The organism is Bacillus sp. FSL K6-2971 (assembly GCF_038006405.1).
Lineage (GTDB): Bacteria > Bacillota > Bacilli > Bacillales > Bacillaceae > Bacillus > Bacillus pumilus.
This window is the reverse complement of the sequence record NZ_JBBOVD010000001.1, coordinates 1,098,365-1,114,247: the sequence shown is the minus strand read 5'-3', so window position 1 is coordinate 1,114,247 and position 15,883 is coordinate 1,098,365. Positions and strand designations below refer to the sequence as shown.

At 40.7% G+C, this 15,883-nt stretch carries 19 protein-coding genes; 7 read left to right on the top strand and 12 right to left on the bottom strand.

From position 1 onward, the window contains the following. The first annotated feature begins 79 nt into the window (after positions 1-79). Positions 80-598 carry a tryptophan transporter gene (locus tag MHI33_RS05560; protein ID WP_003212065.1) on the top strand — a complete coding sequence of 173 codons (519 nt, stop codon included), beginning with the start codon at positions 80-82 and terminating at the stop codon, positions 596-598. A gap of 49 nt (positions 599-647) precedes the next feature. On the opposite strand, the gene MHI33_RS05555 is transcribed toward MHI33_RS05560, so the two are convergent. Then, positions 648-839: a hypothetical protein gene (locus MHI33_RS05555; protein ID WP_003211362.1), complete on the bottom strand. Its 192-nt coding sequence runs from the start codon at positions 837-839 to the stop codon at positions 648-650. 128 nt (positions 840-967) lie between these two features. Here MHI33_RS05555 and MHI33_RS05550 point away from each other — a divergent pair, with 128 nt between their 5' ends. Beyond that, positions 968-1,324, top strand: coding sequence for a YtxH domain-containing protein (locus MHI33_RS05550; protein ID WP_007497160.1), 357 nt, complete (start codon positions 968-970; stop codon positions 1,322-1,324). 187 nt (positions 1,325-1,511) lie between these two features. After that, on the top strand, positions 1,512-2,135 hold the full coding sequence (locus MHI33_RS05545) for an HTH-type transcriptional regulator Hpr (protein WP_044140685.1): 624 nt from the start codon (positions 1,512-1,514) through the stop codon (positions 2,133-2,135). Here MHI33_RS05545 and MHI33_RS05540 read toward each other — a convergent pair. Then, the gene (locus tag MHI33_RS05540) at positions 2,110-2,457 is read right to left on the bottom strand and encodes a YhaI family protein (RefSeq protein ID WP_044140684.1); all 348 of its coding nucleotides are present in this window, start codon (positions 2,455-2,457) and stop codon (positions 2,110-2,112) included. The two genes, MHI33_RS05545 and MHI33_RS05540, sit on opposite strands and share 26 nt — an antisense overlap. Positions 2,458-2,690: 233 nt before the next feature. On the opposite strand from MHI33_RS05540, the gene MHI33_RS05535 reads away from it, so the two are divergent. Then, the gene (locus MHI33_RS05535; RefSeq protein WP_003210901.1) at positions 2,691-3,209 is read left to right on the top strand and encodes a DUF3267 domain-containing protein; all 519 of its coding nucleotides are present in this window, start codon (positions 2,691-2,693) and stop codon (positions 3,207-3,209) included. Between the two features lie 82 nt (positions 3,210-3,291). Then, complete coding sequence (locus tag MHI33_RS05530) at positions 3,292-3,477, top strand: hypothetical protein (RefSeq protein WP_072368131.1); 186 nt, start codon at positions 3,292-3,294, stop codon at positions 3,475-3,477. Positions 3,478-3,530: 53 nt separating this feature from the next. On the opposite strand, the gene MHI33_RS05525 is transcribed toward MHI33_RS05530, so the two are convergent. Together MHI33_RS05525 and MHI33_RS05520 are read right to left on the bottom strand one after the other, a co-directional pair. After that, on the bottom strand, positions 3,531-3,620 hold the full coding sequence (locus MHI33_RS05525) for a YjcZ family sporulation protein (protein ID WP_017360317.1): 90 nt from the start codon (positions 3,618-3,620) through the stop codon (positions 3,531-3,533). 145 nt (positions 3,621-3,765) lie between these two features. After that, positions 3,766-3,852: a YjcZ family sporulation protein gene (locus MHI33_RS05520; protein ID WP_008361129.1), complete on the bottom strand. Its 87-nt coding sequence runs from the start codon at positions 3,850-3,852 to the stop codon at positions 3,766-3,768. Between the two features lie 161 nt (positions 3,853-4,013). On the opposite strand from MHI33_RS05520, the gene MHI33_RS05515 reads away from it, so the two are divergent. After that, the gene (locus MHI33_RS05515) at positions 4,014-4,898 is read left to right on the top strand and encodes a peptidylprolyl isomerase (protein ID WP_111912727.1); all 885 of its coding nucleotides are present in this window, start codon (positions 4,014-4,016) and stop codon (positions 4,896-4,898) included. A gap of 53 nt (positions 4,899-4,951) precedes the next feature. On the opposite strand, the gene MHI33_RS05510 is transcribed toward MHI33_RS05515, so the two are convergent. From MHI33_RS05510 to MHI33_RS05495, 4 genes are all read right to left on the bottom strand, one after another. Beyond that, positions 4,952-5,182: a sporulation YhaL family protein gene (locus MHI33_RS05510; RefSeq protein WP_044140681.1), complete on the bottom strand. Its 231-nt coding sequence runs from the start codon at positions 5,180-5,182 to the stop codon at positions 4,952-4,954. A gap of 116 nt (positions 5,183-5,298) precedes the next feature. Next, positions 5,299-6,243: a 3'-5' exoribonuclease YhaM gene (gene yhaM, locus MHI33_RS05505; RefSeq protein WP_065098931.1), complete on the bottom strand. Its 945-nt coding sequence runs from the start codon at positions 6,241-6,243 to the stop codon at positions 5,299-5,301. A gap of 62 nt (positions 6,244-6,305) precedes the next feature. After that, positions 6,306-9,095, bottom strand: a complete 2,790-nt coding sequence (locus tag MHI33_RS05500) for an ATP-binding protein (RefSeq protein WP_065098932.1) — start codon at positions 9,093-9,095, stop codon at positions 6,306-6,308. Between the two features lie 16 nt (positions 9,096-9,111). Continuing rightward, entirely contained in the window at positions 9,112-10,326 is a 1,215-nt protein-coding gene (locus MHI33_RS05495) for a metallophosphoesterase family protein (protein ID WP_185107611.1), read from the bottom strand. 172 nt (positions 10,327-10,498) lie between these two features. On the opposite strand from MHI33_RS05495, the gene MHI33_RS05490 reads away from it, so the two are divergent. Next, a complete protein-coding gene (locus tag MHI33_RS05490) occupies positions 10,499-10,687 on the top strand; it encodes a YhzD family protein (protein WP_065098934.1) in 189 nt (62 codons plus the stop codon). 31 nt (positions 10,688-10,718) lie between these two features. Here MHI33_RS05490 and MHI33_RS05485 read toward each other — a convergent pair whose 3' ends face one another. The 4 genes from MHI33_RS05485 to MHI33_RS05470 all read right to left on the bottom strand — a co-directional run bounded on the left by MHI33_RS05485 (position 10,719) and on the right by MHI33_RS05470 (position 15,497). After that, positions 10,719-11,489, bottom strand: a complete 771-nt coding sequence (locus tag MHI33_RS05485) for an enoyl-CoA hydratase (RefSeq protein ID WP_185107613.1) — start codon at positions 11,487-11,489, stop codon at positions 10,719-10,721. 177 nt (positions 11,490-11,666) lie between these two features. Next, entirely contained in the window at positions 11,667-12,941 is a 1,275-nt protein-coding gene (locus MHI33_RS05480) for a lysine N(6)-hydroxylase/L-ornithine N(5)-oxygenase family protein (protein ID WP_185107615.1), read from the bottom strand. Positions 12,942-13,016: 75 nt separating this feature from the next. Further along, positions 13,017-14,516, bottom strand: coding sequence for a coproporphyrinogen III oxidase (locus tag MHI33_RS05475; RefSeq protein WP_044140674.1), 1,500 nt, complete (start codon positions 14,514-14,516; stop codon positions 13,017-13,019). Positions 14,517-14,630: 114 nt separating this feature from the next. Further along, positions 14,631-15,497 carry a Cof-type HAD-IIB family hydrolase gene (locus MHI33_RS05470; RefSeq protein WP_065098937.1) on the bottom strand — a complete coding sequence of 289 codons (867 nt, stop codon included), beginning with the start codon at positions 15,495-15,497 and terminating at the stop codon, positions 14,631-14,633. Positions 15,498-15,883 lie beyond the last annotated feature (386 nt).

Below are 15,883 nucleotides of genomic sequence, written 5' to 3'. Positions count from 1 at the left end.
ATAAAGTGATGACTCTTGCAATAAATGATGAGCCATATTATTGGAGAGTTCTAAGAGCTTAGCAGAGGAGAGCATAGAAATGAAAACAAAAGAATTAGTTATTATGTCATTGCTTGCAGCAATGGGAGCTGTTTTGCATACGATTTTCCCGCCCATCTTTTTCGGAATGAAACCTGATATGATGCTGGTCATGATGTTTTTAAGCATCATCCTTTTCCCAAAGGTACAGCATGTAGTGGTTATTGCCCTCGTAACAGGCGCCATTTCTGCATTAACAACGGGTTTCCCAGGCGGACAAATTCCAAATATGATTGATAAACCAGTGACAGCCTTTATCTTCTTAGCCCTTTTCTTATCTTGCATGAAGATAAAGAACAAAGTAGTGCTGACCGCTGTATTAACTGCGATTGGAACCATCGTATCCGGCGTGATTTTCCTATCTGCCGCATTACTGATCACTGGACTGCCAGCTGCATTACCGGCACTTCTTGTAGGCGTCGTCCTGCCAGCAGCCGTGATTAATACCATTGCCATGGTATTTGTCTTCCCAATTGCTCAGTCCATTCTTAGACGTGCAAGAATGATAGAAGTTGCTTAACGAATAATCGAACCTCTTCATAATAGATGAAGAGGTTTTTTTCATGCTTTTATAAAAGAAAAAGGGTCAGCAGCAAAATGAGGAGCGAAATTCCTGCACCTGCCGCACACACAAGTGCTTTTTGCTTTAATACATGTTTTGGCGGATAAGACCCTGCATACCCCAGCTGTCTTGCATAATGAATAGAACCACCTGTAAAAACGACACCGATACACGTAAAAACGAACAGAAAGACAGACAACCTTCTCCCCTCCCTTTTCTTCAAAAGTATGCTAAAATAAAGCAAGCTATGTATGGAAGTTCAATGAAGCTGATCGTCAGCTCAGAGAGAACATGCGAATGTGTAAAATTTGACTAGAGGTGATTTGAATGGCTAGTGGACGTTCTTTATTAACAGGATTATTTGTAGGCGGTCTCCTCGGAGGTGCGGCAGTGCTCCTGACGACTCCCTCTTCTGGCAGAGATGTGCGCGGAAAGATGAAAGACGGCTATGACAAATTTGAAGATACGCTGACAAGATTAAAAAGAGATGGACAAGCTTTAAAAGAACAAATTGTTGAAACAGCAAAAGAAAGCGCAGAGGTCATTAAAGAAGTCGGAACTGAATTACAAACATCGATTCAGCAATGGCGTGAAGAAATCAAACCTCACCAGCAGGACTTGCAAAAGGAAATTCAGGAAATTGAGGAAAAACTCAAGCAATTGGAGAAAACCTTACAAAACTAATATACTCAAGAAAAAATATTCGTTTACAAAAGTGTGCGGGGTGCGTATCCCGCACTTTTTTTGTTGAAAAAAGGTTATTTTGTCAATGTTTTTCATGAGTTTTAAAAATTCTTGAATTTTCAGCTTTATTAATCTTTATTTTATTGGCATAATAGAATTACAAGAAAAAGAGAAGTAGGTGAAATGGATGAATCATTCGGAACAGCCTTTCGATGTAAAAGAAGCACTTTTATTCAGTCAAAGAATGGCCCAATTGAGCAAAGCTCTTTGGAAATCCATTGAAAAGGACTGGCAGCAGTGGATCAAACCGTATAACCTAAATATCAATGAACATCATATTTTGTGGATTGCGTATCAATTAAAAGGAGCTTCAATATCAGAAATTGCAAAGTTTGGCGTCATGCATGTATCAACGGCGTTTAACTTCTCCAAGAAACTCGAGGAACGAGGATTTTTAAAATTTTCTAAAAAGTTAAACGATAAACGCAATACGTATATTGAGCTAACGCCAAAAGGCGAAGAGACATTCCATAAACTACTCGAAGATTATGACCCGGCACGAACTGGTATTGTCAAAGGCGCACAGCCGCTTCATGACATTTACGGAAAGTTCCCTGAGATTTTAGAAATGATGTGTATTATCCGAAACATCTATGGTGAGGACTTCATGGAGATTTTTGAGAAATCGTTTTCAAACATCGAGAAGGACTTTTTGAATGAGCGAGGAAAAGTCACGAAAAAACCTGAGGAACTTGAAGACTCAGCTGATGCAGCAGAAAAAGCGGCTAATAAAGCAAATCAAATTGTTTAATGATCTTTATAAATTCATTCATCAACGGCTGAAACAGCCCTTGATCATGCAATGCAAATATCGTCTCATGCACATCCAGCTTTTCAATTAACTGTCCTGCAAAAAGCGCAAGCATATCGTCAAACATGACGTAGCCTTGTGCTTTTTGCTTGTCCATTTCCTCTGAAAGCTCAGCACAAATACGCTCAATTTCCTGCGCCTCTTCTTTCGATACCCGCTGCCTAATCAATAATGCATAATATGGATAACGGCTCATATCGGTCGCCGTCAGCAAAAGTTCCATATAATATTCGAGCTGGCTCATTCGTTCCTCAATACTCATGTACGTTCCCTCTTTCTCTTAGTCTTTCTATTCTAGCCGAAATTACTCATTGACGAAAGAGACGAACCTCCCTCTTCTGTCTTTTTTTCTTGAAAAATCCAAAGTTTCCTCTCTTTATTCCATATGAACACAACATTTTATTTTTTTTCATGAAAACCATTGATTTTTATCTTCAGGAAGAGTAAATTATCTTGAGATATTCAATTAGTTTTTTAAGATTGGAAGGATGAAAAATGAATTGTTGGAAGACCATTAATCTTGAAAAGGATTATGGTTATACAAGACTGCTGATTTCAGCCATCAGCCTTGCCATACTTTTTTTCATTACGGCTTTTTTATGTTTTCAACTGACTCATCCTGAAACGAGACTAAGCAGTCACAACGCACCGCTTTTTGCTATGCTTTTACTTGTGACATTGCTTGTCCACCGTGTGGTTCACTTGATCCCAGTGATGAAAAACAAGAAAAAAATGACGCTATTTAAACGAAATTGCTGGCAACGTGTACCAAAGAACATCATGCTTTATTCACTTCTCAGTCCATTTTGTGTGATTTCACCGGTTTACTTTGTGTTAGGTGTGGCGTTTCCAATGTATGCACACTATTTTATCATCATCGCAAGTATTCATGCAGGCTATTGTTTGCCTGACTTTTTATTTGCATGGAAACTGCTCAAAGCACCTAAATCCTGCATCATCGATCAAGCCCAAGACGAGTTTGATATTTTAGTTGACCAAACATCCTCATCATGAGGTTTTTAAAGCCAACTTCTATCTTTTTCATAAAAAATTTGGTAATGTAGTATGGGAATAGCATAGAGAGGGGGGATCTCCGATAGTTTTATTTTACTTCATCGTCTTTGCCGCGTTTATTGTGTATTCAATAAACAGGCTTACTAATACATTATGCCTTGTCAGAGAGATTCCTGAAGAACGGCAAGATAAGGTGTTTCGCTTTATCAATGTATCGATACTGATCTTACTGATCTCATCATTTGTTGAAATTACCATATCTATTTAAGATCAAAGCAAAAGCTGCCAGTTTGAGGGCAGCTTTTTGTGTATATTGATTAATTAGCAAATCCAAGATGCACCGATAATGATCAATAAGATGAATAACACGACGACTAGTGCAAAACCGCCAGCGAAGACTTCTCCTCCCATGTAAAAACACCTCCTGCCAGTTCTTCCTCTGTTCTAAGCTCAGTGTATGCTATAAAATTGAAAACGTTTAGGCACCTGTCATCGTTTGAAAAAAGAACCGCCCGCACGCATGGCAGGACGGCTCCTTTCTGTCACAGCGATTTAATTAGTAAAGATATGCTGCACCAACGATGATCAGCAAAATGAATAGCACGACCAATAAAGCAAACCCATTAGAATATCCTGCTCCCATATAATTCAGCCTCCTTTTTGTGATCACTATATGTGTATGTAGCGCGCAAATTTTTGACTAGACGAATGCCCTTCCATTTGCATTTCTTTTTACAGCGTGTCACAATATGTTATGATACAAGCAATGATAAATAAATTGGAAAGATTAGGAGTGTTTTTTGAATGAAAAAAATGGCTTTAGCAGCTGTAACAGCAGTTAGTGTTTTAACTCTTGGCGCATGCAGTAGTGGTGATAAAGATGTCATCGCAACAACAAAATCAGGAGATGTCACAAAAGAAGAGCTTTATACGACTCTTAAGAAACAAGCAGGTGGAGATGCTTTAAATCTACTTGTTCAACAAAAGGTTCTTGCTGACAAATACAAAGTATCTGATAAAGAAATTGATAAGAAAATGGAAGAATATAAAAAGACACTTGGTGAAGATCGTTTAAAACAACTTCAAGATGAATTCGGAAAAGATTACATCAAAGATCAAGTGAAATATGAGCTGCTGACTCAAAAGGCTGCCAAAGCTAACATCAAAATCACTGATAAAGAAGTAAAAGCGTATTACGATGACCTAAAAGGGAAAATCCGCGCAAGCCACATTTTAGTAGCTGATAAGAAAACAGCTGACGAAGTGGAAAAGAAATTAGATAAAGGTGAAAAATGGGATGCTGTTGTGTCTGAATATTCAACTGATACCGCTTCAGCTGCACAAGGCGGAGATGTAGGCTGGTTCGCAAAAGAAGGTCAAATGGACGAGAACTTCAGTAAAGCTGCATTTAAACTAAAAGTGAATGAAATCAGCAAACCAGTGAAATCACAATTCGGCTACCATATCATTAAAAAGACCGAAGAACGCGGTAAATACGATGACATGAAAGCAGACTTGAAAAAAGAGCTACTTAATCAAAAACAAGCAGACACAAATGAAATCCAAACCATCTTAAACAAATTGGTGAAAGATGCAGATGTGAAAGTAAAAGATAAAGAGCTTGAAAACACGTTCAAAGAAAAATCTGAACAACCTGCACAAAATCAACAATCTCAACAAAACCAGTAATCGCAAAAACCCCCTCTGCCGTGATTGGGCAGAGGGGGTTTTATATCACCTGATTAAGCAATCGAGTGATCTTCATGTGCCGCCGTATCCTGGGATCTTTTCATTTGCTGCCCCTGACGTCTGCGCTCTCTTTCTTGCTCCATTCGCTCGATAAAAATTTCTCCTTCCTTTTCAATAAAGGATTGATCAATCTCTTGCTCCTCTTTGGCCGTTGTCATTAATTTATACGCACAGAAAATAATGCCAATGATACATGCATACACCCACCATGGAAAAAACAACATTTTTTCATCGCCTCCTTTTTTTCAGAACAGCTCTCTCTTCCCTTGTGTTACATGCTTATGCAAAAAGAAGACAAGTTATGAAAAAAACGCCCGCATAAGCGGACGTTTTGACATGGTTATTCGTGAAAGGTTGGTTTATAAAATGAACGATTCTCTAGCGCAAAAATACGTTCTGTATATTCTCCTGGCTTCACATGCTCAAGCGCACGATCCATCATATTCATCTTCGCATCTAAATTATCAATATAGTGGAGAATTTCGGCTTCCTTCACCATTGGTGGTTTCGGGCTGCCCCACTCTCCTTTTCCATGATGACTCAGTACTAAGTGCTGTAAAATCAGAATTTCTTCTGAGTCAATACCCAGCTCTTCTGCAGCTTTCGCAATTTCTGTCACCATAATCGAAATATGACCAATTAAATTCCCTTCCACCGTATAGGTGGTTGAGACTGGGCCTGAAAGCTCTTTGACTTTTCCTAAATCATGAAGAATGATGCCTGAATATAAAAGATCTCGATCTAATGATGGATATAAGTCAACAATCGATTTAGCCAAATGCAGCATGGACACTACATGATAAGCAAGACCAGAGACAAATTCGTGATGGTTTTTTGTTGCTGCTGGATAGTCAGCGAATTCCTGTCCATATTTTTTCAGCAAATGCCTTGTGACACGCTGTAAATTAGGGTTTTTCATATCAAAGATATATTGCATAATCGTATCCATCATATCATGTTTTGGAATAGGAGCTGTTTCGAGAAAATCATCAATTCGAATTTGCTCATTTTCAGCAACAGGGCGTATATTCCTAAGTTTCAGCTGATTCCTCCCGCGATAATGATGAATATCGCCTACTACCTTCACAATGGTTTGCGCGGCATAGGTTTGTTCATCATTCTGCTTCGCATCCCATAGTTTCGCCTCAATATCTCCACTTTGATCTTGAAGAATTAACGTTAAAAATGGTTTGCCATTACTCGCAATCCCTTTAGTAGATGATTTAATTAATAAATGCAGGTCAACTTGTTCGCCGACATCATAGGTCATGATCCCTTTAGCCATTCAATAAAAGCTCCTTCCATGTTTCTGCTCATATAAGTATAACATAAGTCATTATTTGTCAATCATTCAACTGCTAAACTCGTAACCTGTCCATCTTCTGCCGCTTGCTTCATATGCTCATGACAGGTGAAATAAAACAGCTGTGTTTCAAAACGTGTGAGCTCGTTCATCATCTCCAGCACTCTGCCTAGACGAACGTGATCGAAATGAACAAAGCTGTCATCCATCATAAACGGAAGCTGACAATCTTGCTGATGAGACAAAGCAAGCGCAAAACGAATCGCCAGATAGATCTGTTCACACGTTGCCTGTGAAAGTTCCTCTGGACGGAATATTCGTCCATCCATTCTTTTCACCATGAGCAAGTCATCTTCAGGTGAAAATAAAATCGCTTCATAACGATCATTTGTTAACGGTTGAATAAAACTAGAGGCTGTTTGAAGCAATGCAGGCAGCCTTGTTTCTTTATGCTCATTCAATTTTTCTCGTATGACGGAGCGGACAAGCTGAATGGCCGCCCATTTTTTTGCGAGGTGCTTCGCATGCTCCTGCTCTGCGGCAAGCTGATGAGTCAAATCAGACACCGTTCCAGAAGCTTCTATTTGCCGGATTTCCACCGCTAGTTCTGCTAAACGCTTTTCCATATTCTCCGCATTCAATTGAACGTCATGAAGGTGCTGCTTTGCTTCTGCACACTCCTCCTCAAGGAGAGGTAGTCCTTTGCGAACAATCCATTCCTCCTCATCAAAACAACCGCTTCTATGAAGCTCTTGATTCAGCTGCTGCAGCTCAGAAAGCCGTTCCCGGTATTCTTTCGATAGATGAGAAAGCACTTGGTAATCTTCTTTGGACTCTGCTTCTACTTGACGAAAAAGCTCGTCAGTTTGTTTTTCGTAATATTGAATTTCATCTTCTAGTGTCGAGAGCTGCTGCATCGCATGTTGAATGGATACATGTAATGTCTGGCGTTCTTTTTCTCTTTTCGCCTCATCTTTCAATATCTCTTGAAAGGCTGAAATATTCTCCTGAATAAATACTTCCTTTTTTTGACAAATACTACTTAATGCTGAAACCTTGCGCTCATAAACCGATTGCTTATCGGAGAGCACGTCTAATTCACGCTGAAGCTCCTCATATGCCGCTGTATTCATTTTTAATTGTTTGAGAATATGGAAGGCCTCGACTAGGAAAGAAAGCTCAGACGACAAGCCAAGCTGCCTCTTCTTTTCCTCTACTTGCTGCTGGACAGGCTCTAGCTCTAGCTCCCAGTCTTCATATTGCCGGATGATTCTTTCGTACAGCAGCTCCTTCTGCCTCATAAGTGTTTCAGTTGAAGCTGCCTGCACTTGAAAGGAATCTAAGGCGTCTTCGCCGCTTCTTTGTTTCATAGGGCTCATTTGACTGAATGAGTAAATGACAAAGAAGAGAAAAACAGAAAATCCCGCAAACAAGAACGTGATCCACCACTCTGTTAAAAAGAATAGAACAAACAGAAACACCACATCAAATGCGATCAAACCTCGGAATAATGACGTCAGGGAATAAACCGGTTTCTTTTTCGATCTTGTCTCCTTCGCATCATCTTCTGCTCCGTGCAGTCTCACTTGCTGTTCCTTTAATCCTTTTAGCGCGGCTTCTGCTTCGTCCAGCTCATGTCTTGCGTGATCAAATCGTTCATCTAACTGCGCCTTTCTGTCCATGAGACGAACGTATTGAGTGACAGACTCCTTTAATTCCCACTCAAATTCAAGCGAATCGTCGATTTGTTCGAGCTTTATCGGGCGCTCCCACTTTAGCTTTGCTACCGCTTCGTCGATTTTTTGTTTCAATGAATCACGGTTTGCTCGACACTCTGCTATACGCTTTTTCACAAGCTCAGCATTAGATGCTTCATCTACGACTCGTTTCATCTCCATTAAGGTATCCTTGTCATAAAGCGGTTGAACTTGTACGAGTGAGGTTTGCAAATGATCTAACTTCTGTTTCAGTGCAGTCAATTGAGCCTTTTTTGGGTGAAGGTGTGATTCTAGTTTATCCAGCTCATGCTCTGTTTCTGCTCTAAAACGTTTGACCCGGTCTGGAAAGCGGGCTAATTCCTTTTTCAACTCCACTTTTTTCTCAATCATGGGATACACTTGAATGGATTCAGTCAGTTTCTGAAGGTGTTCTTCTGCTTGCTTCATTTCATTTTGAAGCTTTTCGATCGTCTCCGTTAATTCAGATTGCTCCCGTTTCTTTTCGGTATAGCTGCCTTCTACCAATCTCGCTTGTTTCAGCTGACCTGTCAGCTCTTTTAAATGACCAAGCTGCTGGTTTAATTCAGGCTTGCGGCCATTTGGTTTAAACAGCTGCTCCTGCTGCTTTAGCAGCCTGCTATCCATCTTGTTGGCTGCATCTGAGCCAAATAAACTTGAGAAAAGTAGAAATTCGCCTATTTGATCCTGATTTAAGGCTTGGACATTTTGCAGTCCGAACACATCAAATGAATAGATTGATTGATATAATCTGCGATCCGTTCCCTTTAAAAGTGTCTGTAGAAAAGCCTCGTCTTTCACTTCACCATTCGGTAAAAACACCTGTGCTTGACCAACGCGGTCGGATGTTCTCTCAATGTGAATAACGCCTAACTCGTCATCTTCGCAAGTGAGGGAACCACCATAAAAAGAACCCTGTTTCGTCTTGTACATCTTGTTTTTTGGAAAACCAAATAACATCGATTCAATAAACGTTTTCAATGTCGTTTTCCCAGATTCATTCAGGCCGTAAACTAGCTGAAAACCGTCATCAGAAAAGTGAAAGGTCCGATTTGAAAATTTCCCAAAATGGGCGATATGGAGTGAACGTATTTTCATTGTGCCTCTCCTTTTCTCATAATTGCTTTAGCTGTTCTTTCAGCAGCCTTTGTGCTTCTTCTTTTATATCCACTTCATCCTCTATTGTGAGAGCTTTTCCTGACTTTCTATAAGTTGGGTGACGCTTGATCGGTGATAGAAGCTCTTCATATGCCTCAAACTGTGAAATTTCAGCAGTGAGTTCCTTTAAAAAAGAATCTTCTGGATAGGCGATTTCCTCATTTGTTCGGCAATCAATCGATATCACCCAAACGAATACATCTTCATCTTCTTCCTGTTCATGAAGAACGGTCATCAGCTCCTCAAGCAACTCAAGCTGCATATGCTCAAAGTAAGGAGGAGCCTCACCCATCAATTCAATTTTCACAAAATGAGGGACGCCATCCTTTTTCAGTTCACTGATTTTGTTATCCACAAGTATCACAAGATCCGTCATATGAACCGTCTCTGTGATGTCTATTGCAAGTGTCTCAAACATCACATCCGCACAGCTCATAAATTCCGCTGTCGCAGAATCCTCGGAGAGTTGAACAACGTAACAGCCTTTCTCTCCTGTTTCTTTTATATGTCTGCCCTGCATGTTACCAGGGTAAATAATCAACGGGTCTTCATGCAGAAGGGCTCTCTTATGTATATGTCCAAGCGCCCAATAATCGAAATCTCGGGAAACGAGCTGCTCAAGCTGAAAAGGTGCGTACGCGTCATGACCTTCTTGTCCAGCTAATGTACCGTGAAGCATTGCAATGTGAAAGGCAGCATCTGTCGTTTTGACGTAATGTGAGGTCATATTTTCATAGACAGCACGCTCTTTGTAGCTAAATCCATAAATACTTGCGACAAGCTGATCTCCTCTATAGTAGGATTGCTCACTTGGGGTACTGGTTGAAAAAACGTGCACATTCTCAGGCCACTCAACCGGTGTCCATTCACCGCCTAAATGATCATGATTACCATAAATAATAAAGACTTCAATCCCTTGAGTTTGCAGTCTTAGAAACTGATTTCTTAAAAACAGCTGTGCTTTCAGGCTGCGGTTGGATTCGTCAAATAAATCTCCACTCAGTAGCACAAAGTCTACTGCTCGACCAATGGCGAAATCAAACATATTCTTCGCACTTTGAAATGTACTTTCTTTGAGCCGCTTAAAGGGTAAGCTAGGGATATTCGACATTCCTGCAAATGGACTGTCTAAATGTAAATCTGCGGCATGAATAAAGGTGAGCTTAGTCAAACGTCTATCTCCTTGTCCGATACTGTCATTGTCCATATTTTATCATGCCATTTTTGCGAATGCACGTTCTATCACTCTCATTCTAAAAAACACATTTTTAAGGGCTAAAAAAGAGGTTTTATCTTATTCCTTGTTTAATTACATAGAAAAGTAGAGGAAAGGAAGATGAGGAATGGCGAAGACATACTTTTTAACTGTATTTGACCCATCGGGTGAGACTTTATTAAATGAAAAAATCACAACGGATAGTGATGAAAAGGCAAAGGAATTAGGTCGCCATCGCTTAATCGAACAGCAATACACGAAGCATTCTCATCGGCTCGTTGATGATGCAGGCAAGCTGCTTTTATTTGAACGTTAAAAAAGCCGGCATTCGCCGGCCTCACATCCGTTTATACATTCTGGAACACAGGTCGTCTTTTTTCTAAAAAGGCCTGAATGCCTTCCTTATGATCATGGCTTTGCCTCAGCCTTGCCTGTGCTGTCCTCTCTTTTTGAAGAACGGCTAGCAGCTCAGGTTCTGACTGCTGGAAATAGATTCGCTTTGTCTCGATAAATGCTTGAAGCGGCATGTTCATAAACGGCTTCACACATACCTTTTGATACGCATCGACTTCCTCTTGAAACACGCCGTCTGCAAGGCCCAGCTTTAGCGCTTCTTCAGCAGGAAGCTTTTGTCCGCTCCAAATCAATTGTTTCGCGGTTTGTTCACTGACTCTTTTTGTAAGGAAAAAGTGCCCTCCGCCATCTGGAATTAAGCCTACTCCATTAAAATTCATGGCGAGCTTTGCATCTTGATGCATAAACAAGTAGTCACAGCTTAAAGCAAAGCTAAAAGCAAGGCCTGCCGCTGACCCGTGGACAAGAGCAATCGTCACTTTTTTCATACCAGCTAGAGAAAGTGTAATCCCCTCGATCAAATCCATCACACGATGGAAATCTTCTTCACTTTCCTGCTTAAGCATCATGCCAATATCTCCGCCTGCTGAAAACCCTTTTCCCGCGCCCTTGATCACAACGACTTTTGCACTACTTTCCTCCGCTGCATCACATGCCTCTTTGAATTCAGCAAACATGTCCACATGAAATGAATTATAAGCCTCAGGCCTTTTGAAAACGATTTCAAAAATATCCCCGTCTAGCTGACAATTGATATATGTCATCACCCATCCCCCTTTTCTTTAAACACATGACTTACTTCCATTTCAACCCGAATAATCCCTTTTCCTCTGCATAAGAAATTTCAGGATCAGTCGATACCAAAATAAGCATAATTATTGAAACGAAAAATATATTTTTATATAGTAAAGGACCCTATGCTGGGGTCCCTTTTTCATCTCTTATTCAAATTGCTGAAAGGCTGTTTCTTGCTTGACTGGCGCTTCTTTGCCCCCACGAATGGTTTGAATCACTTTCTGGTTGCGGTAGATGGATAGTTTTAAATTGGTCGCCGCTGTTCCATGAGAGTGATCTAGGTGCGTGAATGTAAAGAAATGATGCGGACGCTTGTCTTTGAACACAAGCCTGAAGTCTTCTGTCACTTTAAAATGCTCTTCACTTTCCCATTCAATTAAAGGTTCATACGCACTAAACCATGCCGGAATATTCGGTTTGTACCCTGTAGCCAATACGACATGATCTACTGTTATACTCTTTTCTTTCTTTAGCTGCCACTGCTTTAGGTGCAGCTTCAGGGACTGATTCTCCTCCACCTGAATGGCTTCAAGCACGGTCATTGGCTGAATAATCACAGATGGCTCTTCACCTGAAACAGACCGATGATACAATTCCTGATAAATGCGTGAGAGCGTCGATGCATCTATCCCATTTCTTAATCCAGTCAGCCTAGGCAATGTGTTCATTCGTTCTTCATAAGGAAGCGAATGGAAATATTCAACGTACTTTGGTGTAAACAGCTCCTGACCAAGCTCAGCCGTCTCCAGCTCTCTAAATTCACTAGATCGCGTAAACCAAGATAGCTGCTGCCCTTTCTTCTGATACTGAAGCAGGTCTAAGAAGATTTCGGCTGCACTCTGCCCAGAGCCAATGACCGTCACCGCCTCAGCTTCATGAAGTTCTTTCTGCTGCTCTAAATACCGGCTGCTATGGGTCACATATGGCAGTGCAGCATCAGGCACATTGACAGGAATCATCGGTTTGCTCCCTGTTCCGAGCACGACATGCTTTGCCCGATACTCAGAAAGCGATCCATCCTTCAATCGCCGGACTTTCACAAGATAACCACCTTGGCAGTCCGTCACTTCCTCTACCTTCATCCCAAATTGACAGCTATCTAATTCACCTGCGACCCATGACAAATACTCATTGAATTCTCTTCGCGGAATGTCAAACTGTTCAAATGTATAAAACCGGTGAAGTCTATTTGATTCATGTAAATAATTTAAAAATGTATATCTGCTCCTTGGATTCGCCATCGTCACAAGATCAGCTAAAAAGGAGACTTGTAAATCCGTTCCTTTGATCAGCATACCAGGATGCCAAGCAAATTCAGTCTCCTGTTCAAAAAAACAGCATGAAACATCTTCATACTCCTCTAACAAAGCCGCCAAACCTAAATTGGCAGGTCCAATCCCAATTCCGATCACATCAATCATATGTACACCTGCTTTAACTTTTTATCACTTATATACCCTTTTACAAATGAAAAAAACACTGCGTCACCGCAGTGTTTAAACGTGAGGAACAAATAATGACTCAAGAAATTGAATTTTCTCTTCAGTATAGTGTTCATAACGGTCATTATATGATTTTGGATCTTTTGGATTGGCATATTGCGTAATTTTTCCTGAACGTGGATCAATGAACTTACTAGCAGCACCGCATCCAATCCCAATGATTGTCTGCACTTCTTCCATAATAATGATATTATACAAACTTTCCTGTCCATCTAATGAATACCCGACATTTTCAAGGTTCCCTAAGATGTTTTTTTGTCTATATAAATAATAAGGATGATAGTCATGTGCTTTCGTCCAAGCGACCGCTTCATCCATCATACGTGTGATTTCTTCTCGGTCAGCTACTTGATATTTGTCCTTATTGCGTGTCATCTCAGACGCTCTTTTAAAGGAGAGCGTATGCACAGTTAAAGATTCAGGCTTAAGTTCTTCAGTCTGCTGCAAGGAATGCTGGAATTCCTTGAGCCCTTCTCCTGGCAAACCAATAATTAAGTCCATATTAATATTATTCATGCCATACTGTCTTGATAAGTGATACTTTTCAATCGTTTCTTCTACACTATGGTGCCGGCCAATGGCTTTCAGTGTTTCATTCTCATACGATTGTGGATTGATACTAATCCGGTCAATATGATATCGGTTTAGCACCTCTAGCTTATCAGGCGAAATCGTATCAGGACGTCCTGCTTCGACAGTCACTTCCCGTATATGTTTCACATCAGGGAACGAGCGATACATTTCTTCATACAGCAAATCCATTTCTTCCGCAGTGATACTTGTCGGCGTACCTCCGCCAAAATAAACAGTCGTCACTTTGATCCCATGTTCTTTTAGCCAAGCACCAATTTTTTGCATCTCATAATGCAGACCAAACAAAAACGTTCCCACTCTTCCAGCTTGTCCTTTAATCGCATAAGCAGGAAACGTGCAATAAGCGCATTTTGTTGGGCAGAAAGGAATACCAATATAAATACTTACTTCCTGCTGAAGGTCATACAGATCCGGAATCGCTTGAAGCTGACGGTCAACAATCTCCTGCATCAAATCGATTTTTTCATCATGAATCAAATAATCACGCTTTAATGCAGCATGCGCATCTTCCTTTGTCATACCTTCTCTCAGCATCTTATGAAGTAATTTTGTAGGACGTATCCCTGTGAGAATACCCCACTTTTGCGTCATTCCTGTGTGCTCCTGAAGCAGATGTAAATAAACAGACAGCACTGTGTTTTTGATTTGCTTCCAGCGCTCCTTGTCATTCAAGCCCTCTGGGACGTCTCGCGAAAAACGACTAGTGATGTCTGACCCAGCGATATAGCCAGATGCTTCCACCGTTCCATTTTCTTCTTCCCAGCTAAACACCATGGTTAAGCCATCTTCCAATTCATCTGGATCAAACAGCACTTCACTATCTTCTTCAAATAAATTGGCTATATTGACAAGCGGGCGATGAAATCGTTCATCTGACAGCCCTTTAATTAAAATTCGCATCGTATCACCTTTATCTTCAAACTTGTTTCATTTTACAAAATCTATGTAGGAAAAGCAATGACTGGAACAGTTGAAGGCCCTGCCATTTCTTAATTGACAGGGCCTTCGTCTATATTATCGTTTAATATCGAATTGATGTAAAAATCCTTCTCTTTGCTGCATTCTAAAGTATTCTTTGATCATATAAGCGACTCCCTGTTCATCGTGCGAACGTGTCACCCAATCGGCTTTACGCTTAACAGTATGAGGTGCATTTCCCATCGCAACGCCTAAGCCAGCCAATTCGAGCATTGGGATATCATCTGTTCCCTGCCCAATGACCACCGTATCTTCTAAAGTCAAACCTAATGCTGAGGTCAATAGAGAAAGCCCCGCTTCTTTCGATACGCCTTTGCATACAATATTCATTTTCTCATCACTGATCCGAATAAGATCGACAGATGGAAAAGCTTGTTGAATGGTTCGGTGAATTTCAGGCTGAAGCTCTGCGGTTGAATATACTTCAATCACTGGTGTACTGACCGGTTCATCCATCAGCATATCACTTAGCGATTCAACAAATTGCACGGGATAGAAAATTGGATCAGACGGATGAATCAACGTCTTTCCCATCAGCTGTGACTGCGTTTTTTTCCGGTTGCCAATCGAGAATTTTTCATGCAGCAAGCGAACATTACAATCAAAGCTTTCAAGAATTTGTACAAGATTAAACGTTTTTTCTTCCGTTAGTTTCTTCACATGAAGCGGCTCATCGAGTTTATTCGCGATAAATGCACCACTATGCGTCACAAGGGTTGACGTTGGAATCTTCAACGCCTTGGCAATTTTTTGTGCGGAACGAAAATGCCGGTTGGTGACAAGCGTCACGTAAACCCCTTTTTTCTTCACGTATTCCACAGCTTCTTTTGTAGCGGAATGGATTTTTCCATTGGAACGAAGTAACGTTCCATCTATATTGAGTGCAAGTAATTTTTTTGACACTGAGGCATCCCCCTTCTTGATGACTGTACTTACGATGAGGATATGCCCTAGCTTGGTGCTTTAGAACATGCAGTTAAAAGAGCTCTGTGTGTTATGAATCTTTTGCAAATAAAAAAAGCCTACCCCTAGGCTTTTTTTTATGTATGGTTTGGATGCGTCACAATGAGGTGATGAAGCTCCCCATGATCCCCTTATCTTTCACACACCAAAGCATTGCTTATATCAGATCCCCTTATGCTTTGTGTTTCTCCCAGAAGCGCTTCTCTCTCGTTTGGCTAATCGCCATAAATCCCAAGTGAAACGCACCCAATTGTCCCATGAGAGCGCTCATTTGAAAGCACTTTCAATATAAGTATTATCGCAGAATTTATGAGCTTCGACAACCT